This is a genomic window from Pseudomonas sp. LBUM1660 (assembly GCF_059695935.1).
This window is the reverse complement of record NZ_CP166795.1, coordinates 688380-714925: the sequence shown is the minus strand read 5'-3', so window position 1 is coordinate 714925 and position 26546 is coordinate 688380. Positions and strand designations below refer to the sequence as shown.

The 26546-nt window shown below is 61.2% G+C and carries 19 protein-coding genes; 14 read left to right on the top strand and 5 right to left on the bottom strand.

The window, feature by feature from the left end:
• Positions 1 to 51 precede the first annotated feature (51 nt).
• Positions 52 to 648, top strand: coding sequence for a MarC family protein (locus ACA068_RS03230; protein ID WP_007937197.1), 597 nt, complete (start codon positions 52 to 54; stop codon positions 646 to 648).
• Here the strand turns inward: ACA068_RS03230 and ACA068_RS03225 are convergent, their stop codons facing one another.
• The 5 genes from ACA068_RS03225 to cobG all read right to left on the bottom strand — a co-directional run bounded on the left by ACA068_RS03225 (position 649) and on the right by cobG (position 12449).
• The gene (locus ACA068_RS03225; RefSeq protein ID WP_497307562.1) at positions 649 to 7596 is read right to left on the bottom strand and encodes a TcdA/TcdB pore-forming domain-containing protein; all 6948 of its coding nucleotides are present in this window, start codon (positions 7594 to 7596) and stop codon (positions 649 to 651) included. It lies immediately after the preceding gene.
• A 492-nt stretch (positions 7597 to 8088) separates the two neighbouring features.
• Entirely contained in the window at positions 8089 to 9792 is a 1704-nt protein-coding gene (cobJ, locus tag ACA068_RS03220) for a precorrin-3B C(17)-methyltransferase (protein WP_497307561.1), read from the bottom strand.
• A complete protein-coding gene (locus tag ACA068_RS03215) occupies positions 9792 to 10523 on the bottom strand; it encodes a precorrin-2 C(20)-methyltransferase (protein ID WP_219093862.1) in 732 nt (243 codons plus the stop codon). Before ACA068_RS03215 ends, cobJ begins: the two co-directional genes overlap by 1 nt.
• Positions 10523 to 11149: a precorrin-8X methylmutase gene (locus tag ACA068_RS03210; protein ID WP_497307559.1), complete on the bottom strand. Its 627-nt coding sequence runs from the start codon at positions 11147 to 11149 to the stop codon at positions 10523 to 10525. Before ACA068_RS03210 ends, ACA068_RS03215 begins: the two co-directional genes overlap by 1 nt.
• Positions 11142 to 12449, bottom strand: a complete 1308-nt coding sequence (gene cobG / locus ACA068_RS03205) for a precorrin-3B synthase (protein WP_497307557.1) — start codon at positions 12447 to 12449, stop codon at positions 11142 to 11144. The genes ACA068_RS03210 and cobG overlap by 8 nt, the downstream gene beginning before the upstream one ends.
• A 143-nt stretch (positions 12450 to 12592) precedes the next feature.
• Between cobG and cbiE the strand changes: the two genes are divergently transcribed.
• From cbiE to ACA068_RS03140, 13 genes are all read left to right on the top strand, one after another.
• Complete coding sequence (gene cbiE / locus ACA068_RS03200; protein ID WP_497307555.1) at positions 12593 to 13804, top strand: precorrin-6y C5,15-methyltransferase (decarboxylating) subunit CbiE; 1212 nt, start codon at positions 12593 to 12595, stop codon at positions 13802 to 13804.
• Positions 13797 to 14894: a cobalt-precorrin-5B (C(1))-methyltransferase gene (locus tag ACA068_RS03195; RefSeq protein WP_497307553.1), complete on the top strand. Its 1098-nt coding sequence runs from the start codon at positions 13797 to 13799 to the stop codon at positions 14892 to 14894. Before cbiE ends, ACA068_RS03195 begins: the two co-directional genes overlap by 8 nt.
• Positions 14891 to 15679: a cobalt-precorrin-6A reductase gene (locus ACA068_RS03190; RefSeq protein WP_497307551.1), complete on the top strand. Its 789-nt coding sequence runs from the start codon at positions 14891 to 14893 to the stop codon at positions 15677 to 15679. Before ACA068_RS03195 ends, ACA068_RS03190 begins: the two co-directional genes overlap by 4 nt.
• 64 nt (positions 15680 to 15743) lie before the next feature.
• Complete coding sequence (locus ACA068_RS03185; RefSeq protein WP_497307549.1) at positions 15744 to 16055, top strand: helix-turn-helix domain-containing transcriptional regulator; 312 nt, start codon at positions 15744 to 15746, stop codon at positions 16053 to 16055.
• Between the two features lie 48 nt (positions 16056 to 16103).
• On the top strand, positions 16104 to 16502 hold the full coding sequence (locus tag ACA068_RS03180) for a DUF2946 domain-containing protein (protein ID WP_497307547.1): 399 nt from the start codon (positions 16104 to 16106) through the stop codon (positions 16500 to 16502).
• Between the two features lie 48 nt (positions 16503 to 16550).
• On the top strand, positions 16551 to 17030 hold the full coding sequence (locus ACA068_RS03175) for a copper chaperone PCu(A)C (protein WP_497307545.1): 480 nt from the start codon (positions 16551 to 16553) through the stop codon (positions 17028 to 17030).
• Positions 17031 to 17051: 21 nt separating this feature from the next.
• Positions 17052 to 17501 (top strand): DUF2946 domain-containing protein, encoded by a 450-nt coding sequence (locus ACA068_RS03170; RefSeq protein WP_497307543.1) that lies wholly within the window; start codon positions 17052 to 17054, stop codon positions 17499 to 17501.
• 223 nt (positions 17502 to 17724) lie between these two features.
• Complete coding sequence (locus tag ACA068_RS03165) at positions 17725 to 19842, top strand: TonB-dependent copper receptor (RefSeq protein ID WP_497307541.1); 2118 nt, start codon at positions 17725 to 17727, stop codon at positions 19840 to 19842.
• 155 nt (positions 19843 to 19997) lie between these two features.
• Complete coding sequence (locus ACA068_RS03160; protein WP_497307539.1) at positions 19998 to 21377, top strand: PepSY-associated TM helix domain-containing protein; 1380 nt, start codon at positions 19998 to 20000, stop codon at positions 21375 to 21377.
• A 150-nt stretch (positions 21378 to 21527) separates the two neighbouring features.
• A complete protein-coding gene (locus tag ACA068_RS03155) occupies positions 21528 to 23648 on the top strand; it encodes a TonB-dependent receptor (RefSeq protein ID WP_497307537.1) in 2121 nt (706 codons plus the stop codon).
• Positions 23649 to 23773: 125 nt separating this feature from the next.
• Positions 23774 to 24562 (top strand): ABC transporter ATP-binding protein, encoded by a 789-nt coding sequence (locus tag ACA068_RS03150; protein WP_497307535.1) that lies wholly within the window; start codon positions 23774 to 23776, stop codon positions 24560 to 24562.
• Positions 24559 to 25506 (top strand): ABC transporter substrate-binding protein, encoded by a 948-nt coding sequence (locus ACA068_RS03145; RefSeq protein WP_497307533.1) that lies wholly within the window; start codon positions 24559 to 24561, stop codon positions 25504 to 25506. The genes ACA068_RS03150 and ACA068_RS03145 overlap by 4 nt, the downstream gene beginning before the upstream one ends.
• Positions 25503 to 26513, top strand: coding sequence for a FecCD family ABC transporter permease (locus tag ACA068_RS03140; RefSeq protein WP_497307531.1), 1011 nt, complete (start codon positions 25503 to 25505; stop codon positions 26511 to 26513). The genes ACA068_RS03145 and ACA068_RS03140 overlap by 4 nt, the downstream gene beginning before the upstream one ends.
• Positions 26514 to 26546: the final 33 nt, after the last annotated feature.

The window sequence follows — 26546 nt, the reverse complement described above, 5'->3', positions numbered from 1 at the left end:
GTAACGCCTGATAGACTCCTCCTCGACCTTCCCAGACTGTGAGCCTGCACCATGCTCCATGTGTTATTCAGCGTTTACCTGAAGATGCTGGTGCTCTACAGCCCGTTCTTCGTGTTGTCCTGCTTCATCAGCCTGACCCGCGGTTATTCACGCAAGGAACAGCGTCGGTTGGCCTGGAAAGTGGCCACCGCGACGCTGGTGTCCAGCGTCTTGCTGTACTTGTTCGGACGGGTGATTTTCAGTGTCTTCGGCATCACCGTGGACGCGTTCCGCATCGGCGCCGGCAGCGTGCTGTTTATCTCGGCACTGGGCATGGCCCAAGGCAAGTCGGCGGTGCAAACCGACAATGTGCAGCAGGACGTGACGATCGTCCCGCTGACGATTCCATTGACGGTCGGCCCCGGCACCATCGGTGCCTTGTTGGTGATGGGCGTGAGCCAGCCGCATTGGGACGACAAACTCACGGCCATTCTCAGCATTGCCCTGGCCAGTTTTACGGTTGGCGTGGTCCTTTATTTGTCCAACCGCATCGAACGGATTCTCGGAGACCAGGGCTTGCAGATTGTCAGCCGGCTGATGGGATTGTTTGTGTGCGCACTGGCCGCACAGATTATCTTCACAGGCGTGAAAGGTTACCTGGTGCCCTGATCAGCCAGGGAGCGCAACGTCCTGAATAGCCGGTTCTGCGACCACCTCGACCTGAGAGGTCGACATCAGCTCCGCTAACGTTGCGCTGCCGGAAACGCCTTTTCGCCTCAGTAACTCGGTCACAATTTCCGAAACCGCACGTGATCGATAGCCATTGAGCGAAAGGAACACGTCACCTCGCAACGCCACATCCGCGGAGTAAACACCGCGAAAAATCAGGCTACGCCCGCTGTCCAGGCCGTTCATCACCAAGTGTTCATCGACCAGACTGACCCATAACTGATCCATGATTGAAGCGTCCAGAATCAGTTTCCCCGGAATCAACGGTGGGCGCTCAAGCGGATAACGACAATCGACGATGACCGAGTCAAGTTTCAACCAGGCCGCTCGGGTCAGTCGGCTTGTCGTGGCCCCCTGACCCATTTTGAGCACCAGAATGCTGACATCATCGGCAATCAACGGCAGAAGGTCATGGGTCGTCTTCGGCCCCTCGACCACCAGTACTTCGGCGTTTCGCTGGACATAGTCGAGCGGCCCGACCGTGCTTTTTTGCGGATAGGTGCGCAATAAACCATCTTCGCTTTCGTGCAACATCACGCTGGTTTGATCCCGGGTGCCCACCAGCGTGTAGTGCGCAGTAACGGTGGCTTTCGGAACCCGGATCAATCGACCGCTGCGGACCACATACCATTGAAGGTTGTCAGGGTCTTTGACGGACAGGAAATCGGCGCAGCGATATTCGTTCGCCAGCGCCGCCAGCGCCTCACTCAATGAACCTTCCAATGCTGCGACCCAGCGGCTGCCCACACCCGTTATCCGTACCGGGGCGTTGTGCTGTAAATCCACTTCCAGACCATCAAGCGTTGTTGCCCTCAGGCCAGCGCCCTCCACTTTCACGTCGGTAAAGGTCCAGGGCGCCCACTCCTGCATCGGAACGGGCAATGCTTCGGCTTGCAAAAGCCGGGTTCCCTGGCCGAATGCGGCGTTCAAGTGTGTCGTTTCGATAAAGCGCTGGCTGAAAATCTTGCCCGTTGAAAGATCGAATAACCAAGCGGCCTGATTGTCCGGAACAATACTCAGCAACCGCACTTCTTTGCCATGGCCAAGGTCCGCGAGCAACAGCCGATCTTCCAGGTACCAAGCGCACAAACCGGCGGCCCCCGTAAAGAGGGTCAACCCAAGGAGGGCGAAACTCGACACCGGATATTGCGTCGACACCGCCGGCAGTTCGGACCACCACTGGGCTCGATCCTTGAACCAGGTTTCGGTCAATCCGCCCAAGTGCAAATAGCCGTCCGACGTCAGATTGAAAAACAGGCCCGAGTCGGTCACAGCGAGATGACCCTGCTCAACCGCGACAACATTTTTCAGCCCTGTGGGGGCAATTTCTGTGGAAGACCATTGCACGCGCCCCTCGACCATCGATCTTTGCTGTCGCACGAGGCTTTGAATGTCCTTGTCATATGTAACGAAGACCTCGCCCTCGGCACCGTAGGGAGCGATAAGTAAAAGGGTGTTCAAGGCCTTGATCGAATCCTTCCAACCCCGCACATGGTGACGCCGGGCAGGTGCACGGATGATCAACCCGTCAACATCGCGGACCCAGACCAGATCACGGGACTTGTCTTCGCGCTGCCAACAGATCGAAGCCAGCGCACCAAGGCGCCAATCCACGGTATCGATGGACGCTGCCGGCACCACATAATTGCCCAGTACCTGTTTCCAGTCCGTCAGCGTGTCAGCCTCTAAAACAGCCTGCAGCGCTGGATCCTGACCAAGGGTGATCGAGCTGAGCAACACGGCTTGCCCATGGATCAGGAAAGTCAGTTCATCGCGCTGACCGTCCTTTGGAACGGACTGCTGCACAATTTGAATACCGCCGTTGGCCACGGCCTCACAGCGGGCAATGCTCAAGCCATCCTTGGCCAGCAGACGATAGCGCCGAATCAGCGTACCGGTGGTCGCGTCGACCTGCCAGATATCGAAACTCTCGGGGTGATAGAAATAGGCCGAACCCTCGACCACGGCGCCCAGCACGGCCTCATCGGCCAGCAGGACATTCGGGTCGCGGATATACAGAAAGCGATCCTGAGCCGAGTCGTAATACGCAGCCACCGTCCTCGGTTCGTCCGGCTTTTCAAACGGCACCACGAAGTTGTGAACCGGGGTGTACGGCATGGCCAGTCGATGTTCTCGGGCCAATGACTTGAAGTGATCCAGCAGCGCCTGCTCCCCGAGCGCCGGATCGGCCTCTTCCTCGACCACCTCCAATTTCAGGCCCACAAGATCAACGCGCACGATGGTGTTACCCGCAAGCTTGAGCAACACATCGTGAACGCCGCCGCCACTGAACTTCACACCCAACGTGCCCGAATCGAGCCTGCCGCCAGGTGCTATCCGCAGGTCTGCCTCCGCCAGCCAGGGAGCCTGCAGCACCCAGCGCATGGCCGTGTGACCGGGCGCCTCGAGGACAAGGTTCACCCCGGGGTTGAGCAGAACGGAACACTGGGCACCGGCACCTTCTATGCGATAGGAAACCAGGCCATGCCAGGCCTTCGGCAGGGCCGGCACCACCAGCGAGCGTTCGATGTTGTCGAGACGCACGTTGAATACCGTTGGCTTGTAGACAGGGTTCAGCCGGTTGACCACGTACTCGCCGGGAAACGAGTAAAACGAAAACAGAAACTGCCATTGCCCCTGCTCATTTTTTTTCTCCAGCCGACGGGCCGTATCGAAGCCACCGGCATGACGAAACGTGACAAACGGCAGCAACTTGTAGTCATAGCCGTACCAGGTTTTGGGTGTGCCGGGCAAAACGATCGACTGCCCGGGCTGCGGCGAGAAAGGCGCCGAGTCGGGTAACCCAAGGCCCCGGCGGATATCGATGGCGCGGACGTAATCGACATCGAAATCAGGTACCCCGAAATGGTCTCGAAGCGGGAACAGTTTCGGGCTGTCAAAACGGACCGTCGATGCGCGCAAATCAAGCTCGGCGAATACCGGCAAGGGATGCGCAATCCAGGCATTCGAGGCCTTGTCCAGATGATAGCCGCCCTGTAGATAAGCCTTTTCCAGCCCCTCAAAAAACAGGGCGACCTCCTTGGCTTCCTCGGCAATGGTGGCAAACCCTTCGGCCAGCGCAGCGACGCCCACCGCCAACCCGCCCAGAATCACCCCGGCACCGCCCAGCACCGCCGCCACGGTACCCGCCCCGGCCAATGCCGCACCCAGCCCGGCGGCGCCCAACACAGCGCTCGCGGAGTCGAACGCCAATTGCGTCCCGAACTGCGCCTTCTCAATGTCATTGGTGGCACGGCTCAACTGGTAAATATCAAACCCGACATTCACCATCCCCAGCACCGTACCGACGCCTTCATTGGCGACATGCCCCAACGCCTTTTGCACCAACGGCGCGCTGGTGCGGGCGATCAGCTTTTCATCGTCCAGTGCCTGACGCACCAGTGTCACAACGCCGACCACATCCACCACGTTGCCGTGGACCAATTGGGCGTAATTGACGTAGGCATGCAAGCGAATGGCCGTGGTCAGTGCCTTGTCACCCCCGCTGGCCGCGCCTTCGTGATGACGCAGTGCGTTCATCAAGGCTTGCACGGTGAAACCGGCATTGAGCGTATGGACGCTGCTGGCCTCCGTGGGGTCAGACAAGCTGGCCGAATCATGCGGTTGCGCTGCCAGCGTATGGAAGGTCTCCGAGAGGTAGTTCTTGATCCTCAGGAATCGCGGATCATCGGTGGTGACGCGCACAACGGTCCGCGCTGGATCGGTATCGACCAGGCTGATTTTGTACTCGCCTGCCGGGGTGATCTCCAGCGTATCGAACAACGCAACGGCGCCGGACGACAGCCCGTGTTGTGCCTGCAACTGCCGTGTCGCCTGCGCGATCTGTCTACCCCACCAGTGCGCGTCCAGCTCCAGTAACGAACTGCCCAGCACCCCATTGTTGACCAGAGACTGCCCTCGCGCGCTGGCCAGCCGCTGCCTGACCCGAGGCGCCTGTTCTGGCAGGCTGCCCGAATCGGAAAGACTCGACACCCGGACACCCGATGACAACACCTTTGCATTGAGGCGGCCAGCGTCGAGCTCAATCAAGTCAAAGGCTGGACGACTGGGTTCTCCATAAGCGGCGTATGGCACGGCCATCTCTTGGCTAACGAAAAAATGGGTCAGCGCTACGCTGAGCGCTGGCGCGGTATCGAACTCGAAAACACCAAAGTTCGGATCGTAGAAATGATAGGTACTGCGCTCGCCCGCAACACTTTTGGCCAGCAGCATCGAGTGGTTATCCGAGTTGAGCATCAACGTGCTGCTGCCGGTTTTCGCTTCAAGCGTCGCGATCACCTCTGCCAGATCCGAGCGCATCACCGGCCCGCCGAGGTCATGGACGTCAACGTCTCGAAGCTCTTCGATAACGTTCATGAATGCATTCGAATCGCTGGTACCGGGTTCAATGACCGCCAGGTAAAAACGCTCACGAAGGATGTTGCCCGCTTCACTCCCCTTGCTGATCGCCGCCGCCATGGCCAAGGCCAACGGATAGCAACGCCCAGCGATCCGGTCACCGGCGCCCTGCAGCAACAAGTCCTGCGGCACCAGTTTGAAGGTGCCTTGGTCGAAGCTTTCCAGCACATCGGTCATGCGCTCGCTGATGCGGTCACGGAATTCGAGTTTTGCGACCTGCTGAATCCGGGCAACCTGGCGCCCCCATTGCACCAAGGTCAGCGACTGCTCCAGCGCCTGCTTTTTCAGCTCTATGCTGGTCTCGGACAGCGCGACGGAAGGTGTCAAAGCGCTGGCCAAACCGTCAACGAACGCGGGATGGTTTTCTTTGAACAACTCCCGCTCAATGGCCCCGTAGCGGTGTGACACGCCCAATTCAGACACGCTGTTGGCGAGGTTTTCCAGGCGCACGCGCAGCTGATCAAAATTGCGTTGATCCATGGCCCGCGCGCCGAGCAACGAACCGATCAGCAACCGCTGCCGGGGGTCAAGCTGCTCAATCTGCAAGGTCCCTCGGCCAATTCGGTGAAGCAATTCATCCAGAGCCAAATCCGCAGTGGCCGGCTCACCGACCAACGAAGGCGGTAGCACGATCTCCTGCGCAAGGATGGATTGACGCTCATCAAAACTCAGCTGCAACGGCAGGTCGAAAGTCACCTCACCGGTGGTCCGCTGACTCATCGTTAGCAAAAAGGGTTCGCCAAGCTGCTGCGCCAGGGATTGCAGCAATTCAGTCGACAACACATGTCGCCCTTCAATGACTGGCCAGCCATGGTCGAAATGAATCGTCTGCCCCTTTAGCAACTGATCCACTTTACCCACGTAACGCGCCTTGAATTGCCCGGCTTCCCACCGTTGTTTTTCGTTCTTGAGCCACGCCTCGGTGTCACTTTCATTTTCTTTCCAGGAGTGGTCCAGCTCCTCCTCCGTGGCCCGGTTCACCGTTGCGGTGGGGTCAATCGCCACATCCGTTCGCCAGGCACCTGCTGCGCGAGGGGTGAAATGCCTGTTTGCGTAATCCGCGAGCGCATCGCGCATCGCAGCGGGCCCGGTCAGATAGATGGTCTCTTCGCTTTGTGGGCGAATGCCGTCGCTGTAGTAAAAGGTCGCAGCTTTTGCCAGAAAGTACAGGGCGAGCTCTACATCCATTGGCAGTGTTTGTAACGTACCGAATTTTTTTTCGACGACCTCCAGCGCAATACGACCTACCGCCTCATCATCGCTAGAGGCCTGCCTCTCCATGGCCAAGCGGGCCGTGGCATCAACGATTTCATAGTTGAGTTTGAAGCGATCGATCACGGCGTTGACCATCGCTGACCCGGCATGAGCCATCAGAAACGCATTACTCAGGCTGCTCCCTTCGGCAACCGCTCGCAGTCCGTCCGCCCGAACAAGACGTTCTACGGGTGCGCGAAAAACACTGTTCAACAGCGGACGACTTTTGGCGAACCGTTCCAGCTCCGCGCGATGCTCTTCAGGGATGCGCTCAAAGTAACTTGTGTACTTGCTTCTTGATGCCTCACGACCCGGCATCCACTCAGGGTTCTGATCCAGCAACAATTGCAATACACCCACGCGTGCATCCGTTCTGAATTGACGAATGTCGACATCGCCCAGACTCTCCTGCAGCGGCGGCAGGTTATCGACATCTGCATAACTACCGCCTTCAGCCATCAAGGCCTCAATGCGCACCACATCGGAAGCCGCGGCAAAGTTGCCTCGCAGACTGATTTCCCGCTCGTAAATGGCCTGCAAGTGCATCGGTGTTTCATTCGTTGCAATATTACGAAGTTCCAAACCACCCTCGGCCATGGCCGAGATACTCTGGTTATTCTTGTCCCGCAAGGCTTTCAAGTTCGTTTCATTCTGGCCATACCCACGAACCAGAAGATCAATGCGTGCCTCATCCGCATTAACACCGAGCGCTACCGCTTTGTTGATATGAGCGAACATCTGTTTTTTTAGAACAATGGCCCGTGCCTCATACTTATCAACAAGATCAAGATACGATTCGCTGCCATGTCCGCCATTAACCATCGCATCGGCCTTCGCGGCTTCGACAATGATCCGGTTGGTTTCATAGGCCAGGAGTGCATCGCTGTCGTACCAGAGTTTCACGGTATAGCCCTGCCCGGCCAACACCTTGAGCCAGACATTAATATAGTCGCGCTGGATAGCACCCAAACCACCGCCAAGCCAGACGAAGTGCAGGTTTTTTGGCACTTCGGTGGCCGCGACGCTCAACTGTTCAATGCTATTGGACAGGCGCGAGTGAAAGCCTTCGACCCTGTCGCGGATCTCGCTCAGCCCCGGGGCTACGTCAACCGGCTGTGCCGTTGGCAATTCGGTGCCCGCAGCGCGTCGACGCCGGCGCTTTGGCTCAACAAAAGACCCGAGGGCCTCGCGCAGCAATCCCAGCGGTGCGAGCATCCTCGGAAAATCGAGCACTGCGATACAAGCAAAGTAATATCGAAATACCGCGTCGTATTCATCTGTGCCTTTATGTTCCTGTAACGCTTGCTCAAGATCAGACAGTTTGAATAGATCAATAAAATTGACGTAGCCGTTTACATGACGAGCTGTTTGTTCACCCATAAAGATACTTCCCTGTAAAAATAAAAGCGGGTTACCCACCAGGACGGAGAACCCCACCCCGTTATAAAACAACACTAACCGAACGATTTTCATCCTCAAAGAAGAAAACAAACAATTGATGACCAGCCGAACATTCAGAAACTTTAAACATTAAAAAACAACAGATAAAAGGCGAGAAAAAGCACAACCATCAACAAATTCGACAGTACCTTACACTTGAGTAAAACATCGACTTACATCAAGACATCGAACGGCCTGCCGCAATGACTTCCTGTTCATTAACAACAGACCGTTATAAAAGCGGCCTCAGAACGAGGCCGCCGACACTCACGAAGAGGGCTTGTCGCCATACCACCGAGGCGTATACACCCACTGGCCACCCTCGGCACGCGGGAACACGCAGGTGGTGGAAGAGCCGACCAGCACCATGGTGCGCATGTCGACCTGATCCGGGGTCAGATCACCCAGCGTGGTGACACGCAGTGTCTGGCCCGGACGACCGATGTCCCGCCCCAACACCACCGGCGTTTCAGCGGTGCGGTGCTGCGCGACAATCTCCAGTGCCCGACCCAGTTGCCAGGGACGCGACCGCGAAATCGGGTTGTAGAACGCCAGCGCCAGGTCGGCCTGAGCTGCCAGGTCCAGCCGCTGCTCGATGATCGACCATGGCTTGAGGTTGTCCGACAGGGACATCACACAGAAGTCATGCCCCAGCGGTGCGCCGGCCTGAGCGGCCGTTGCCAGGGACGCGGAGACGCCCGGCAGAATCTCCAGATCAACGCTGTGCCAGCCCGGCTCACTCGACTCGTGCAGCGCTTCGAGCACGGCGGCCGCCATGGCGAATACGCCCGGATCCCCCGACGAAACCACCACCACCGACCGCCCCTGGGCCGCCAGTTCAAAGGCGTGGCGAGCGCGCTGCATTTCCTCGCGATTGTCGGTGCAATGCAGCACTTGATCCTCGCGAAACGGCCCGGCCATGCGCACGTAGGTTTCATAACCCAGCACATCATTGGCGCGCGCCAGTTCGGCCTTCACCGCCGGCACCATCAATTCGGCGGCGCCAGGGCCCAGGCCGATCACGGCCAGACGACCGCGTGCACGCCCGATCTGTGCAACCTCCAGTGGCTGACTGGCTACCGCGATCGCGATGCCGCTATCCGCCGACACGACGGCAGCGTTCGGCACGGTGTGGCGGGCCAGTTCGCTGACGTCACCACTGGCCGTGGCAAACCGCAGCGGCACGCCCAGCTCAAGCGCCGCTTCACGCAACGCAGGGTTGGCCATGTGCAGATCGCTGGCCAGCAGACACGCCAGCGATTGCATGGCGATGTTTGCCTGATGCAGCGCCGCGCGAATCGCGTTCGGCAGATCCGCCACCTCGGCGTTCACCGCCACCAGCACGTTGCGTGGGTAGATCAGCAACTCATTGGCCGCCGGCGTGCGCTCGGCACTGCCAACATGAATCGATAACGGCGCCTGCGGGTCTTCCGGCAACTGCGCTTGCGCCAGCCACGGCGCGGTGCCTTCGATGCGCACACTTTGGCCGGCGAGCAGATCCGAGACAAAGCGTTTGCCCAGTTCCAGATCGCCGAGGGCATAGCCGCTGGGTGGATTGAGCAGGCAGGTACCGAAGCGCAGTTCACCGCTGGTGGTGATCGCCGGCGCCACTTCGAGACCGGCAGCAATCTCCCGCGCCATGACGTTCACGCCACCGAGACCGCCCAGCAGCGGCACCACGGCGCTGCCGTCTTCGGCCACGGCCAGCACTGGCGGCTCGGCGCCCTTCTCAAGCAACAACGGCGCCAGCGTGCGGATCACAATCCCGGCCGCGCACAAGGCAATGATCGGCGTGTCCTGCTGATAGAACTCGCGCACGGTCGCGCCGAACTCGTGATAGACACAGTCCGCGCCTTCAACCCGTCCGGCCAGGCCATGAATCAAGGCGCCGGGGAAAACCTGCTGGATCTTGCGCGCGGTCGCGAGGCTGCCATTGCCAAGAATGACAATCGCCGGAGCTGGACGGGCCATCAACCTTGCCACCGTTCGCCGGGAACGATGATCAACGAGAAGTACGGCGAGGACATCGGCTCGACCTGATCCAGCGGCACGATCTTCTGATTGGCCATGGTCGCGCGCTCGACGTACAGCGCCCGCTCCGCCAGACCCAGTTCTTCGAGCACCTGACGGACCTTGGGAAAGTTGCGTCCCAGCTTCATGATCACCGCCGCATCGGCATCGGCCAGACGACGTTTGAGGTCCTCGTGCGGCAATACGCCGGAAAGCACCGACAGGCTCTGATTGCGATACACCAACGGCGCGCCCAGCACCGAAGCACCGCCCAGCATCGAGCACACGCCCGGCACGACTTCGGCTTCGTAGCGGTCGGCCAGGCGATCGTGCAGGTACATGTAGGAGCCGTAGAAGAACGGATCACCCTCGCAGATCACCGCCACGTCACGACCGGCATCCAGATGCGCGGCGAGTTCCTCGCCCGCCGCATCGTAGAAATCGCTGATCACTTGCTCATACGACAGCGGCGCCGGCAGCGCTTCGGTGGTCACCGGATACACCAGCGGCAGCAGTGTTTGTGCGTCCTGCAAATGCGCTTCGATGATGCCGAAGGCGTTGCCCTTTTTACCCTTGGCGACGAAGTACGCCACCACAGGCGACTCGCGCAGCAAGCGCAGGGCTTTGACCGTAATCAGTTCCGGGTCACCGGGGCCGACACCCAGGCCGATCAAGCGTCCAGGCTGCTGCATCATTCGATCTCCGTGGCGAGGGCATTGACGGCCGCAGCGGCCATGGCGCTACCGCCCAGCCGGCCTTGCATGATGACAAACGGCACGCCGCGACTGTCGGCCGCCAGCGCAGCCTTGGATTCGGCGGCGCCTACGAAGCCGACCGGGAAGCCGAGGATCAGCGCCGGTTTCGGTGCGCCGGCATCGAGCATTTCCAACAGATAAAACAATGCGGTCGGCGCGTTACCGATCACCACCACGCTGCCTTCCAGATGCGGGCGCCACAGCTCCAGCGCGGCGGCGGAACGGGTGTTGCCCAACTCACGGGCCAGTTCCGGAACGCTTTCATCGCGCAGGGTGCAGATCACGGGGTTGTTGGCCGGCAACCGCGTGCGGGTCACGCCTTCGCTGACCATCCGCGCGTCGCACAGGATGGGCGCACCGGCGGCCAGCGCCTCACGCCCGGCCTTGCCCGCGCCTTCGGAAAATTGCAGGCCGTCGATGGCGTCGACCATGCCGCAGGCGTGGATCACCCGCACCGCGAGTTTTTCCAGATCGGCCGGAATTCGCTCGAGGTTGGCCTCGGCACGAATGATCGCGAAGGAGTCGCGATAGATCTCCTGACCGTCGCGGATGTAATCAAGCATCTAAAGGGCTCCGTGAGCGGGCGTCGAGCAAGGCCGCGACCGCTTCAATAGTAAGATTGCGTGCGTGCAGCGCGCCGAAACCCGGCTGCGCTGCATCGCGAAAATAGAGGTCGTAATGACCGGGAGAAACCGCCAGCAACGTGACCGGCGCGATGTGCGCCGCCGCACAGGAACGCGGGCAGCCGGACAGGTGCACGTTCAGCGTCTGGCCGTGACGTTGCAACAGCGCCGCCAGTTGTCGGGCATCGCCCTTGGTGTCAGCCAGGCCTTTGCCGCAGCCGGTCGAGCCGGTGCAGGCGATGAGATGCGCCAGGGCATCGTCGGCCGAGCAGCGCAGGCCGAGGTGTTCAAGGCTGTGGATAACGTGAGGCGCCTGGTTGTCATGGACCCCGGGCACCAAGAGGCTTTGCCAAGGCGTGAAACGCAGCGTGCCGTTGCCCCGTTCGCGGGCCAGTTGTGCGGCGCCTCGGAGCATCGCCGGACCCAGGCGGCCCAGCGGCGGCACTGCGCCGATGTACACGCGGCCGCTGTCACGCTGTGGATGAGCGCCGATGTGCAGGGCACTTGGCGTTGCCTCGCGCTGCCACCCCTCGATGGGCATCAACGGCACACGCTCGGCGAGACGCGCGAGAAACCTTTCGAGCGAACATTCGGCAAGCAGGTGTCGCATGCGGGTCTGGTCGGGGCGCGCCAGTTCCAGGAACAACTCCAGCACCGCGACCACCAGCCCATGGCCCTGCTCCAGCGACACCGCGCCGGCGGGCAGGTCGACAAGGCAACCCGCCAGGCCGAAGACAAACACTCGCTCACCGTCTCGCTCAGCAGCGGACAACCAAAGATCATGCGAGTGTTCGAGCATTGCCAGCCCTTCGCCGCCATCCAGTTGCACGGCGAACTTGGCGCTGAGGTCGTGAAAGCGTTCATCGCTTTGCAGCGTGGCGAGGATCTGTTCGGCCAATGGGCGCGTATCGATCAGCATCCGCTGATCAATGCCGGCGCCGGGGCTGAGCATCAGATTGCGCACGTCATCGCCCGCTGCGCTGGTCGGGCCGAGTCCGGCCGCCATCAGGCTGTCGATCAAGGCACCGTGCTCACTGCCGATCCCACGAATCTGCAGGTTGGCGCGGTTGGTGGCCTCGATCACCCCGCCAGCGAAACGCTCGGCCGCATCGGCCACCGCTTCGGCCTGAGCCGCGCTGATCGAGCCGCCAGTCAATTTGATCCGGCAGATGCCGCCATCCAGTGCCTGGACAATACGCAGCAACCCCGGGCAGGCCGAGGGGCGTAAGGCTGAGGACATCGGGCGTTCGTTCAAGGGGGCGACCGGCAATGGGGAAAGACGCTTCGCGGGCGAAGGCGCGGTATTATGCCTGCTTTGTCAGGCGGCATGAAAAGCCTGCCCGTCGGAACAGCGCGTTTGAAGACTATTTTTGAGGGCTACAGATGTCACCCTGGCTGACAGTAGTAGGAATCGGTGAAGACGGCTTCAAGGGCCTGGGTAAAAATGCCCGGCACGCCCTGTTGCGCGCTTCGCGGATCATTGGCGGCCAGCGACAACTGGATTTGCTGCCCGCCTGCATCTGTGGCGAGCGGCAGCTGTGGCCCAGTCCTTTCTCCCTCGAACCCGTTCTGGCGCTGCGTGGCGAACCGGTCTGTGTGCTGGCCAGCGGTGATCCAATGCTCTTCGGCGTCGGCGCCAGCCTTGCCCGGCAAGTGCCCAACGCCGAAATGCTGATCCTGCCCGCGCCCTCCTCCTGCTCGCTCGCGGCAGCGCGAATGGGCTGGCCGTTGCAGGAGGTGGTGACGCTTTCGGTGGTTGCCCGGCCCCTCGCCGCGTTGAACGCGCAGTTGTTCAGCGGCGTGCGTTTGCTGGTACTGAGCAACGATGGCCAAAGCCCGGCCGCCATTGCCGCACTGCTGCGTGAACGCGGTTTCGGTCCGAGCCGTCTCAGCGTGCTGGAACATCTGGGCGGCGCAGACGAACGGCGCATCGATGGGCTGGCCAAAGACTGGAAGGATCCAGCGGTCGCCGATCTGAACCTGATCGCCATCGAGTGCATCGCCGCGCCGGACACACCGCGTCTCTCGCGACTGGCCGGCCTGCCAGACTCGGCCTTCCAGCACGACGGTCAACTGACCAAACGCGACGTCCGCGCGATCACCCTTGCTCGCCTGGCCCCGGTGCCCGGCGAACTGCTGTGGGATGTTGGCGCCGGCAGCGGCTCGATCGGCATCGAATGGATGCGCGCTCACTCCAGTTGCCGCGCGCTGGCGATCGAAGCCGATGAAGGTCGGCAACGGCTGATCGAACACAACCGCGACGTCCTCGGCGTACCCGGATTGCAGCTGATTCGCGGCAGTGCGCCGCAAGCCCTTGACGGGCTCGAACCCCCGGAGGCGATCTTCATCGGCGGCGGGGTCACCCGAGAGGGTGTGCTCGACACCTGCTGGGCACAGCTCAAACCCGGTGGCCGACTGATCGCCAACGCCGTCACGTTGCAAAGCGAAGTGACCCTGATGGCCTGGCGCGAACGCCATGGCGGTGAGCTGACCCGCATTCACGTCGCCCAGGCCCAGCCGCTGGGGGAGTTCGACACCTGGCGCCAGGCGCTGCCGATTACCTTGCTGGACGTGACGAAGCCCTTCGATGCGTGACGAAACCGCCGAACAACCCGCCCCCCTGCGCAGCGGCCTGACCACGGGCAGCTGCGCCACCGCGACCAGCGTCGCCGCGGCCCGTTTGCTATTGGGGGGCATCAGTGCTGACGCCGTGGAGATCGTGCTGCCCAAGGGCAAGCAGGTGCAGATGCGCCTGGAGTTCTGCCGCCTGATCGACGATGGCGCCGAAGCCGGGACGATCAAGGATGCCGGGGATGACCCCGACGTGACCCATGGCGCGTTGCTGTATTCCCAGGTGCGACTGAGCCGCGAGCCGGGTATCCGTTTCAGCGCCGGGCGTGGCGTCGGCACGGTCACCCGCCCGGGGCTGGTGCTGGGCGTCGGCGAGCCGGCGATCAACCCAGTGCCGCGCAAAATGATCACCGAGCACCTGACGTTGTTGGCCGAAGAACTCGGCTACAGCGGCGGCTTTGAGGTGACGGTCAACGTAGAGGACGGCGAGGCGCTGGCCTTGAAAACCATGAACCCGCGCCTCGGCATTCTGGGTGGGTTGTCGATTCTCGGCACCAGCGGCATCGTCCGGCCGTTTTCCTGCGCGGCCTACATCGCCTCGATCCACCAGGGCATCGACGTCGCCAAAACCAACGGTTACCTGCACATCGCCGCGTGTACCGGCAACGCCAGCGAAGACACCATGCGCCGCGTCTACGACCTGCCGGAAATCGCCCTGATCGAAATGGGCGACTTCGTCGGCGCCGTGCTCAAACACGTGCGCAAAGTGCCGGTGGATAAACTCAGCCTGTGCGGCGGGTTCGGCAAGATCAGCAAACTGGCAGCCGGGCACATGGATTTGCACAGCCGGCATTCCAGCATCGACCTGCCGCAACTGGCGGGATGGGCCGCCGCGATGGGCGCCGACGAGGCGTTGCAACAAGGCATTCGCGAGGCCAACACCAGCCAGCAAGCCTTGGCGATGGCCAGCGCGGCGGGCATCGCCCTCGGTGATGCGGTGTGTCAGCACGCACTGGACTTCGCCCGCAGCGTGGTGCCAGCGCAGGTTCAGGTTGAAGTCTTTGCCATCGATCGCCAGGGCGGGATTGTCGGCCATGCAGGCGCTTTTCAATGAAACGCATTTTGCTGCTGGGCGGCGTGACCGAAGCCTTGGCCATCGCCCGCACCCTCGGGCCAGAACACATCTACAGCCTCGCCGGTGTCGGGCGCGTGCCGACGGACCTGACCTGCCAGGTGCGCGTCGGCGGCTACGGCGGTGCCGAAGGCCTGGCGCAATTCATTCGCGATGAAGGGATCGATCTGCTGCTGGACGCGACCCACCCCTACGCCGCACAAATCAGCCACAACGCCACGACCGCCGCGCAGCTGAGCGGCATTGCATGCTGGGCGTTACGCCGTCCTGCCTGGCAACCACAGGCCGGGGATGACTGGCGGGACGTTAGCGATTGGGCCGAACTGATCGAAGCCCTGAAACCCTTCCGCCGACCGCTGTTCACCCTCGGCCGCGAACCCTTGCAGCACCTGCACGAAATCCCGCCGGAGCAATTCTGGACCTTGCGCGCCCTGGACGTTTACCCCGGCAATGCACGCTGCGAAGTCATCGGCGCACGCGGGCCGTTTCTGATCGAGGATGAACGGGCGCTGTTTGAACGTCGGCAGATTGATGTGCTGATCAGCAAGAACAGCGGCAGCACCGCGACCGAACCGAAACTGGAAGTGGCGCGGGAGCGTGGGGTGCCGGTGATTGTGTTGCAGCGGCCGGAGTTGCCGGGGGTGGATCGGGAGTTTGGGTCGGTGACAGATGTGCTGGCAGCCCTGACCGCAGAATCCACCACAGGAAATGCGCAACGCCCTACATCTCTATCGGACCGCACACACAGCATCACCCAATTCGGCTGACTAGTCGGGTCGTAACCCCACCCCTATATTTCCGAGCATCATCAATGTCGCGCTCGGAATACGAATGACTGAAAAATTCTCTCGTTTCGATATTGCGGAGTTTCTCCGTACACCTGCCGATATGTGGAACTACCTCAAGGCTAGTGAAGAGGAGGATTCGGGAGACGGACGTTTCATCCGTTTGGCGTTCAGGGACGTCAAACACACCATCCGTGCACGAATTCAAAGTGACCCACATTTTGCTCAGGCAATCCGAATCGAAGTCGCTACACTCTTTCATAATGGCGAAGCGGAAATGGCTCACAGGCTGTTGCTTCTGTTAACTCTGGCACTGCGACACCACACCGCACGCCGCTTTTTTACTTATCGGCCCTGATCAGGCTAAATAGCCGCGCCTGATCGCCCACCCAACGGATTTTGTCCCATGTCCCGACAACGGCTCGCAATTGCCTGGATCGCCTGCTTCGCAGTGCTGTTCAACATGCTCGCCATGCCGATGACCGGAGCCATGGCGCAGTCGGCGAAATCATCCGCCGAGCAATTGTTGTGGGGCAGTTTCTGTACGTCCAGCGGCACGAAGATGGTGGCGATTTCCCTGGGCGACCTTGAGCAGAAAGCGCCACAGAACGACGATCACTCCAACATGCAGCATTGCTGGTGCTGTTCAGGCTCCGCCCCGCTGGTGGCGTTGCCGGGGCATGTGCCGCAGCTGTATTTCGCCCGTTTCGAGGCCAATCGAAGCGTGCCTGCCACCTCTCTCGACACCCCCACTCCACGCCAGCAATGGCCGAGTCTCAACCCCCGCGCGTCCCCTCTGGTGTGATTCCTTCTCGCAATTGAACTGCGTTTTGAATCGCTCTGGAGAACTGCCATGTTGAACAAACTCATCGTAATGGCTGCGTTGCTGCTGCCTGCCTGCTTTGCCAATGCCCACGAATACAAGGCCGGGGAGCTGGAGATCGCTCACCCGTGGTCGCAGGAGTTGCCGCCCAATGCGCCAACCGTAGCGGCCTATTTTGTCATTCAGAACCCAGGCAAAACGGCCGACCGCTTGCTCAGCGTCGACTCGCCGATTGCCGGTGAAGCGCAATTGCATGAGCACATCATGCAAAACGACCTGATGAAAATGCAGCAGGTGCCGAGCGTCGAGATTCCTGCCGGTGGCAACGTCACGTTTGCGCCAATGGCCTATCACGTGATGCTGGTGAATCTGAAAGACCGCAGCCTGCTGAGCGACGGCAAGCGTTTTCCGCTGACGATGCACTTTGAAAAGGCCGGTGATGTGACCGTCGAAGTCGCCGTGCAGAAGAAGCCGCCGGAAGACATGCAGAAGCACGCCCACGGCCAGTAATCGACTGAGCTGAACACGCCCATGCGCCCGCTTAGCGCCAGGTCATCCGCACACCGTCGTCAGTCGTTATGCCTGACGCGCGGCAGCTGGATCAGCCTGTTCGCCATGCTGATGATCTTTATCGGCCCGCTGATTTCTCAGTCGATGCCGATGGATCAACGCGCCTCGTCGATGTCGATGAGCATGTCGATGGACATGAGCATGGACATGTCGGCCATGGAGCACGCCGACCACGACGCACAACCCGCCGCCGAACATTGCCCGCCCAAAGCCTCGCACCACGCCCTTTGGGAAAAATGCGGCTATTGCAGCCTGCTGTTCAATTGCCCGGCGCTGACCGGCGGCCAGACCTTCGTCGCGTTCGATACACCACCAGCCACCTCCTTCACCGCTCCCTCCCCTCGCCTGGGCCATGCCCGGCACACCGTCTTCCCCGGCGCCCGCACCCGCGCCCCGCCCATCGTCGCGTAAACACCCACCTCTGATTTCACACGGTTTCGAAGACAACCAAAGCAACTTGTGGCGGTGGACTAGTGTGGCGAGGGAGCTTGCTCCCGCTTGAGTGCGCAGCACTCACAAAAGGGGCCGCTACGCAGCCCAGCGCGAGCAAGCTCGCTCCCCACACAAGCTCGCTCCCACAAGGATTGCGCCGGTTTCCGGCCGTGTCGTTTACGACTGTTCGATGGAAATTGTCATGTCCAGGTTTGCTGCTGACACACGCTTGAGCCCTGCCCAAGCTTCTTTTGCCCCGAACGGATCGAGTATTCGTTTCAGGCACGCCACCGCCGTCCTTTGCGGCGCATTGCTGACACCCACGGTGTTGGCCAACGAACACGCGGGCCACAGTGAAGAACTGAGCCCGACGGTCATCACCGCCATTGCGCCGAGTTCGCCGCTGACCATCGTTACCAACCCCAAGGACCCGCGCCAACCCGTTCCAGCCAGCGACGGTGGCGACTACCTGAAAACCATCCCCGGCTTCGCCCTGGTGCGCAACGGTGGCACCAACGGAGATCCGGTGCTGCGCGGCATGTTCGGCTCGCGGCTGAACATCCTCACCAACGGCGGCCAATTGCTCGGCGCCTGCCCCGGCCGGATGGACGCGCCCACCTCCTACATCTCGCCGGAAACCTACGACAAACTCACCGTGATCAAAGGCCCGCAAACCGTGCTGTGGGGACCGGGCGCATCAGCGGGCACCGTCCTTTTCGAGCGTGAGCCGGAGAGCTTCGGCGAACTCGGTACGCGTGTGAACGCCAGCGTATTGGCCGGCTCCAACGGCCGCTTTGACAAAGTGGTGGACGCCGCTGCCGGCGGTCCGCTGGGTTACGTGCGCGTGATCGGCAACACCGCGCACGCCGACGACTACAAGGACGGCAACAACGACACCGTGCCGTCGCGCTACGACAAATGGAACGGTGACGTGGCGCTCGGCTGGACGCCGGACGCCGACACCCTGCTGGAGCTGACCGCCGGCAAGGGCGATGGCGAGGCGCGTTACGCCGGGCGCGGCATGGACGGCTCGCAGTTCAAGCGTGAAAGCCTGGGCCTGCGGTTCGAAAAATCGAACATCGGCGAGGTGCTGGACAAGGTCGAAGCGCAGATCTACTACAACTACGCCGACCACGTGATGGACAACTACACGCTGCGCACGCCGTCCGGCACCGGGATGATGGCCGGCCCGATGGCCTCCAACGTCGACCGCCGCACCCTCGGCGCACGAATCAAGGCCACCTGGCGCTGGGCCGATGTGCAGTTGATCAGCGGCATCGATGCGCAGACCAACGAGCATCGCCAACGCGGCAGCATGGGTGTCGACACCTACAAAAACCTGCCGTACACCAAGGATGCCGACTTCCACAACTACGGCGTGTTCAGCGAATTGACCTGGTACGCCGCCGACCGTGACCGGTTGATTACCGGCGCACGTCTGGACCGTGCCTCGGCCAAGGATTATCGGCAGACCACCGGTTCCGGGATGATGACTCGCCCCAATCCGACCGCCGACGACACCCGCGCCGACACGTTGCCAAGCGGTTTCGTGCGCTACGAGCATGACCTCGCCGACAGCCCGACCACGCTCTACGCCGGCCTCGGTCACACCCAGCGTTTCCCGGATTACTGGGAACTGTTTTCGCCCAAGTCCGGCCCCGCTGGATCGGTGAACGCTTTCGATTCGATCAAGCCTGAAAAAACCACCCAGCTCGACTTCGGCCTGCAATACAAGACCGAAGACCTCGAAGCCTGGGCCTCGGGTTACGTCGGCCAGGTGCGCGATTACATCCTGTTCGATTACCCCCCTACGACGATGGGCACCACGTCCCAGGCCCAGAACATCGACGCGCGAATCATGGGCGGCGAACTCGGTGCAGCCTACCAACTGACTTCAAACTGGAAAGCCGACGCGACCCTGGCCTACGCCTGGGGCAAGAACAGCAGCGATGGCAACGCGTTGCCGCAAATGCCGCCGCTGGACACGCGTTTCGGCCTGACCTACAGCGAAGACAACTGGAGCGCCGGGGCCTTGTGGCGCGTGGTCGCGGCGCAAAACCGCATCGACCGGAACAAGGGCAACGTGGTCGGCAAGGACTTCGACAAGACCCCCGGTTTTGGCGTGTTCTCGCTCAATGGCGCCTACCGCATCAACAAAAACTGGAAGGTCAGCAGTGGCGTCGACAACCTGTTCGGCAAGGCTTACGCCGAGCATTTGAACCTGGCCGGCAACGCCGGTTTTGGCTACCCGGCCAATGACCCGCAGGCCATTAAAGAACCGGGGCGAACGCTCTGGACCAAGGTGGATATGAGCTTTTAAGAGCTTCGCGGGCAAGCCTCGCCCCTACATTATTCGCGTCGATCACAAACGATGCGAATAACACAACTCCTGTAGGAGCGAGGCTTGCCCGCGAATGACTGCGCAGCAGTCACCAGACAACAACAAAAGAACCAAGCCAAAGCGGAGCACACATGATGAAACAGCCCAAAGTGAATTTCTACAATCTGGCCTGGCGCTGGCATTTCTATGCCGGTCTGTTCGTCGCGCCATTCATGGTGATGCTGGCCCTGACCGGCGTCATTTACCTGTTCAAGCCGCAACTCGATCCCTTGATGTACGGCAGCCTGATGAACGTACCGGCCGGGCATCACAGCGTCCCGGCCGACGATCTGCTCAAGCGGGTGAAACAAGCGTATCCACAAGCCACGATCAAACAGTACCTGCCACCGGTCAACGCCGAGCGCAGCGCTCAGTTTGTCGTGATCGATGGCGGCACCGAGCTCAACGTATTCGTTGATCCCTACCAGGGCGACATCCTCGGCGAGCAAGACGCCAAGATGAATCTGCAAGCAGTGGCGCGAGCGATTCACGGCGAATTGATGATCGGCACCGTCGGTGATCGATTGGTCGAACTGGCCGCCGGCTGGGGCGTCGTGCTGGTGGTTTCCGGCGTGTTCCTGTGGTGGCCGCGTGGCCAGGCGGCCGGCATTCTGTGGCCGCGGTTGAGCAGTCGTGGTCGGGTGCTGTGGCGTGATTTGCATGCCGTGACCGGTTTCTGGGGCGCATCGTTGCTGCTGGTGATGCTGCTCAGCGGCATGACCTGGACCGGGTTCTGGGGTGAGAAATACGCACAGGTGTGGAACGTGTTTCCGGCGGCGATGTGGGACAACGTGCCCAAGTCCGACGTCGAGGCCCGCAGCCTCAACACCGCCACGAGCCAGACCGTGCCTTGGGCGATGGAAAACACACCGATGCCGATGTCCGGCGACCATGCCGAACACATGGCTCACGAAGGCGCCAATGCAGGGCCCGCGGCGCCGACCATCAGCTTGCAAGATGTGCAGAACATCGCCGTGCAGCGCAAGGTCGAACCGGGTTACAGCATCACCTTCCCGAAAACTGCGACTGGCGTGTTCACCATCGCCGTGTTCGCGGACGACCCGCGCAACGACGCCACCTTGCATGTCGATCAGTACACCGGCGACGTACTCGCCGACGTGCGCTACGAGCAATACGGCACGGTCGCCCGCGCCACAGAAATCGGCGTGATGTTGCATGAAGGCAAGATGTTCGGCGTGTTCAACCAGATCATCGTGCTGCTGATCTGCCTGATGATTTTGCTCAGCGCCGTCAGCGGCGTGGTGATCTGGTGGAAACGTCGTCCGCAAGGCAAGTTCGGTGTTCCACCGCTGCGCCACGACCTGCCGAAATGGAAAACCGCGATGGTCATCATGTTCGCCCTGGCCGTGGCGTTTCCGCTGGTGGGTGCTTCGCTGGTGGTGGTGTGGGTGCTGGATCGCGTGCTGTTTTCGCGATTCACCCGGCAAACTGAATCGGCTTCATCTTCATCATGAAGCAGGCGAGATGCGCGGTTTAGAGGGATCTGTAGACTTTCAGCGCTTATCTCCCGGTGAATTTTAGTGTTACTGCATAACTCTAAATGCACCGCCTGACCCGCAGCCCTGGCTGCGGGTTTTCTTTTGAAGAAGTGATTCACCGTCACGATGAACAAGTACCTCTTGTCCGGCCTCTGCCTGCTCACCATGAACCACAGCGCCCACGCACAACCGTTGACGCTGCCCACCGGCACCATCACCGCCGAGGCCGATGACGACGAAACCGTCAGCCTCAACACCCCGACCACCGCCGGTTCGCGCCTGAACCTCACGGCAATGGAAACCCCCGCCAGCGTCGAAAGCCTGACCGGTGAGCAAATCCGCGCGCGCGGTGATCGCAGCGTGCAGGATGCGGTGTCGCGCAGCACCGGCATCAGCCGCACCGGTACGCCGGGCGATGGCGGCACGTCGTTGTCGGCGCGGGGTTTTACCGGGCAGAGTTCGGTGATGCAGTTGTATGACGGCAACCGCATGTACACCGGCATGGGTACTGTCACCTTCCCGGTCGACACCTGGTCGGTGGAGCGCGTCGATGTGCTGCGCGGCCCCGCGTCAGTGCTGTACGGCGAAGGCGCGACCGGGGCGGTGGTCAACGTGATTCCGAAAAAGCCGTTTGCCGGCGAGATCGAAAACCACGTGCGCCTTGGCTACGGCTCCTACGACAGCCAGCAAGAGGCGTTCGACAGCGGCGGTTCTCTGAGTGACACCTTGAGCTACCGCTTGAATCTCAATCGCCTGCGCAGCAATGGCTGGGTCGATCGTGGTGACTCGTCCAGTGACTTCGTCAGCGCCGCATTGCGCTGGCAGGCGACCGACGATCTCGCGTTCACCCTCGCCCACGATTACGGCGATCAGAAGCCGATGAATTATTTCGGCACGCCGCTGATCAATGGCCGCTTCAAAGAAAGCCTGCGGGACAAGAACTACAACGTCAGCAACGACAAGCAGCACTACAACGATCAATGGACCCGGCTGACCAGCAACTGGCAGATCTCCGAGAATGTCAGTTCGAGCAACGAACTGTATTACCTCAAGGCCCAGCGCCGCTGGCAGAACGCCGAGAACTACAACTTTAACGGCAACACCCAACAACTGAGCCGCAGCGGTTATTTCGGCATCGGCCACAAACAGGAACAGGTCGGCGACCGTCAGACGTTCACCTTCAAACACACGTTGTTCGGCCTCGACAGCCAGACCTTGACCGGCGTCGACTACAACCGCATCCGCTTCCAGCTCGACAGCAATTCGCCGTTCAATGATGTGTTGCCGAACGGTCAACCTGTAGATCTGTATCACCCAAAAACGGGTCGATTTGAAAGTGCCGATCCGTACCGAGATCAGTTTCAGAGCACCACCAGACAAATGTCGGCCTTCGCCGAAAACCGCACGCAACTGAGCGAGCGCTGGTCGCTGGTGACCGGTGTGCGCCGTGACTACGTGCATGTGGATCGCGACAACCTGGTCGATGGCAGCCAAAGCGACAAGACCCTGACCGGCAACAACTGGAAGGCCGGGCTGGTGTTTGCGCTGACGCCAGACACTTCGTTTTACGGCCAGTACGCCACCAGCACTGACGGAGTCGGCGGCTTGATTTCCCTGAGCCCGAGCCAGCAGCAATATGACCTGGCGACGGCGAAGCAAACCGAGATCGGCGTGAAGCAGATGTTCTGGGATCAGCGCGGCGAGTGGACGCTGGCGGCGTATCGCATCGTCAAAAATAAGCTGCTGACCGACGATCCGGGCAACCCGACGCTCAAGCAGCAAGTCGGCCAGCAATCGTCCAATGGCCTGGAAGCCAGCCTCGATCTGCAACTGCCGCATGCCTGGCAACTGCAAGCCAACGCCGCCATCGTCAAAGCCAAGTACGACGATTTCGAAGAAGTAGTCAGCGGTGTTCCGGTGTCGCGCAACGGCAACCGCCCTGTGGACGTGCCACGGCGCACGGCGAATCTGTGGTTGAGCAAGGCGATCAATGATGACGTGAAGGCCGGCGCCGGAGTGCGGTACGTCGATGCCCGTTATGCGGACATGGCCAACCGCAACGAGCTGCCGAGTTACACCGTGGTGGATGCCACGCTATCGTGGAAGGCGCTACGTGATACGACGCTGGGGTTGCAGGTGAACAATCTGTTTGACCGGCAGTACGCGCAAAGCCAATACAATGAGGGGCAGCAGTGGATCCTTGGCGAGCCGCGGTCGTTTTTCGTCACTGCTGATTATATGTTTTAAGCATCTGGCCTCTTCGCGGGCGAGCCTCGCTCCTACAGTACTTATGTCGATCACAAAAATCGCGTACGACACAAATCCTGTAGGAGCGAGGCTTGCCCGCGAAGGCGTCCTCAAAGAGACCACGCATGACCTCGCTGAACCTCACACACCTCGCCTGGACGCCCCTGGGCCACGGCCACTGCCATCACCAGTTCCAGCTGCGTGATGCGTCCTTGCAGGTGGCCGCCGGTGAGTTCGTCGGGTTGATCGGCCCCAACGGCAGCGGCAAGACCAGCCTGCTGCGTTGCGCTTATCGCTTCAGCAAGCCCGAGAGCGGCGAAGTCCGGCTCGACCACCACAACGTCTGGAAGCAATCCTCGCGCTGGTGTGCGCAACGCATCGCCGTGGTGTTGCAGGAGTTCCCCGACGCCTTTGGCCTGACCGTCGACGAGGTGGTCGCCATGGGCCGCACGCCGCACAAAGGCCTGTTCGACGGCGACACCCTCGAAGACCGGAATATCGCGACTCAAGCATTGGCGTCCGTCGGCCTCAGAGGCTTCGAAGACCACGCCTTCGCCACCCTCTCCGGCGGAGAAAAACAACGTGTGATCCTCGCCCGCGCCCTGGCCCAACAACCGCAATTGCTGATCCTCGACGAACCGACCAACCACCTCGACCCGCGCTATCAGCTGGAACTGTTGCAACTGGTCAAACGCTTGAAAATCGGCACCCTGGCGAGCATCCACGACCTCAATCTGGCGGCCGCTTTCTGTGATCGTTTGTACGTGATCAATCACGGTCGCATCGTCGCCAGCGGCACACCGAAAGAAGTCCTGACCGCCCCGCTACTGCGCGACGTGTTCGGCGTCGAAGCGCTGATCGATGAACATCCGTTGCACGGCTACCCACGAATCACCTGGATAACCCAACCATGACTTTGCGTTCCCTGCTTTGCTTCACGCTGTTGCTGGGCAGTGCCCACGCGCTGGCCGAGGCCACGAAATACCCGTTGACGATCCAGAGCTGCAACCGTGAAGTGACCTTCACGCAGGCGCCGAAACACGCGGTCAGCCACGACATCAACATGACCCAGATGATGCTCGCCCTGGGCCTCAAACCGCGCATGGCCGGCTACAGTGGCGTGACCGGCTGGAAGTCAGTCACGCCCCAGATGCAGACCATCCTCGACGGTTTGCCAGAGCTGGCAGCCAAATACCCGTCGGTGGAAACCCTGCTCAATGCCAACGTCGATTTCTTCTTCGCAGGATGGGATTACGGCATGCGCGTGGGCGGCGACCTCACGCCTCAAACGTTGCAACCGCTGGGCATCAATGTCTACGAGCTGACCGAGTCCTGCGCGTTTGTCATGAAGCGTCCACCGGCCAGCCTGGAAGACACCTACAACGACCTGCGCAACCTCGGCAAAATCTTCGACGTGCAGGACCGCGCCGATGCACTGATCGGCGACATGCAGGCGCACGTCGCCGAGGTGCGCAAGGATCTGCCCGCCGACAAACCGCGGGTGTTCCTCTACGACAGCGGCGAAGACCGCGCCATGACTTCCGGTCGCCTCGGCATGCCGCAGGCGCTGATTGATGCCGCGGGCGGGCGTAACATTCTGGAGGACGTCGAGGCGAGCTGGACCCGCGTCAACTGGGAAAACGTGGTCGAGCGCAACCCGCAGGTGATCGTGATCGTCGACTACGGCGAAGTCACCGCCGAACAGAAGGAGCAATTCCTGCGCAGCAACAAGGCGCTGCAATCGGTGGACGCAATCAAGAACCAGCGCTTCATCGTGATTCCGTATGTGCAGGCCACGCCGGGCATCGACAACGTGCTGGCGGTTGAAACCTTGGCCAAAGGTTTCCACGGCGAATGATGGATCGTCGCTATGCCTCGCTGCTGGTGATGCTCAGTGCGCTGTTGCTGGTGTCGTGTGTGGTGTCGCTGGGCTTCGGCCCGGCGCGGGTGCCCTTAGACGTGGTGTGGCGCATCTTGCTGCACAAGGTGTTGGGGGTCGGCGTTCCGGACTGGGCCGCCGGGCAGGAACACATCGTGTGGTTGATCCGTGTGCCGCGCATGCTTTTAGGTGCGCTAGTGGGGGCTGGCCTGGCGCTGATCGGCGCGGTGTTGCAAGCGGTGACGCGCAATCCATTGGCCGACCCGCACCTGCTGGGGGTCACGTCTGGCGCGACCCTTGGCGCGGTGATTGTGGTGCTGCACGTGGGTGAAATCGTCGGCCTGCTGACCTTGCCAATCGCGGCGTTTATCGGCGCGCTGCTGAGCATGCTGATCGTGCTGATGATCGCCAATCGCAACGGTCGTCTGGACAGTGACCGGCTACTGCTGTGCGGCGTGGCGGTGTCGTTCGTGATGATGGCGATTGCCAATTTGCTGCTGTTCCTCGGCGACCACCGGGCGAGTTCGGCGGTGATGTTCTGGATGCTCGGCGGGCTCGGGTTGGCGCGCTGGGAGTTGCTTGCAGTGCCGGCCGTCAGTGTGTTGTCGGGCCTGGTGTTGTTGCTCGGCATGGCCCGCCCGTTGAATGCGCTGATGGCCGGCGAACAGACTGCCGTCACCCTCGGCTTGAATGCGCGGACCGTGCGCCTGCGGGTGTTTCTGATTGCGTCGCTGATGACCGGCGTATTGGTGTCGATCAGCGGGTCGATCGGGTTTGTCGGGCTGATGGTGCCGCACATTGCCCGTCGATTGGTCGGGGCCGAACATCGGCGGTTGTTGCCGGTGTGCGCACTGTTGGGCAGTGCGTTTCTGGTGTGGGTCGATGTCGCCGCGCGCACCCTGATCGCCCCCGAGGACTTGCCGATTGGCGTGGCCACGGCGGCGATTGGCGGGTTGTTTTTCATCGGTCTTATGCGACGCCGCTGAGCCGTGCCAGCCCGGAAGGCACGGCTCATCAGA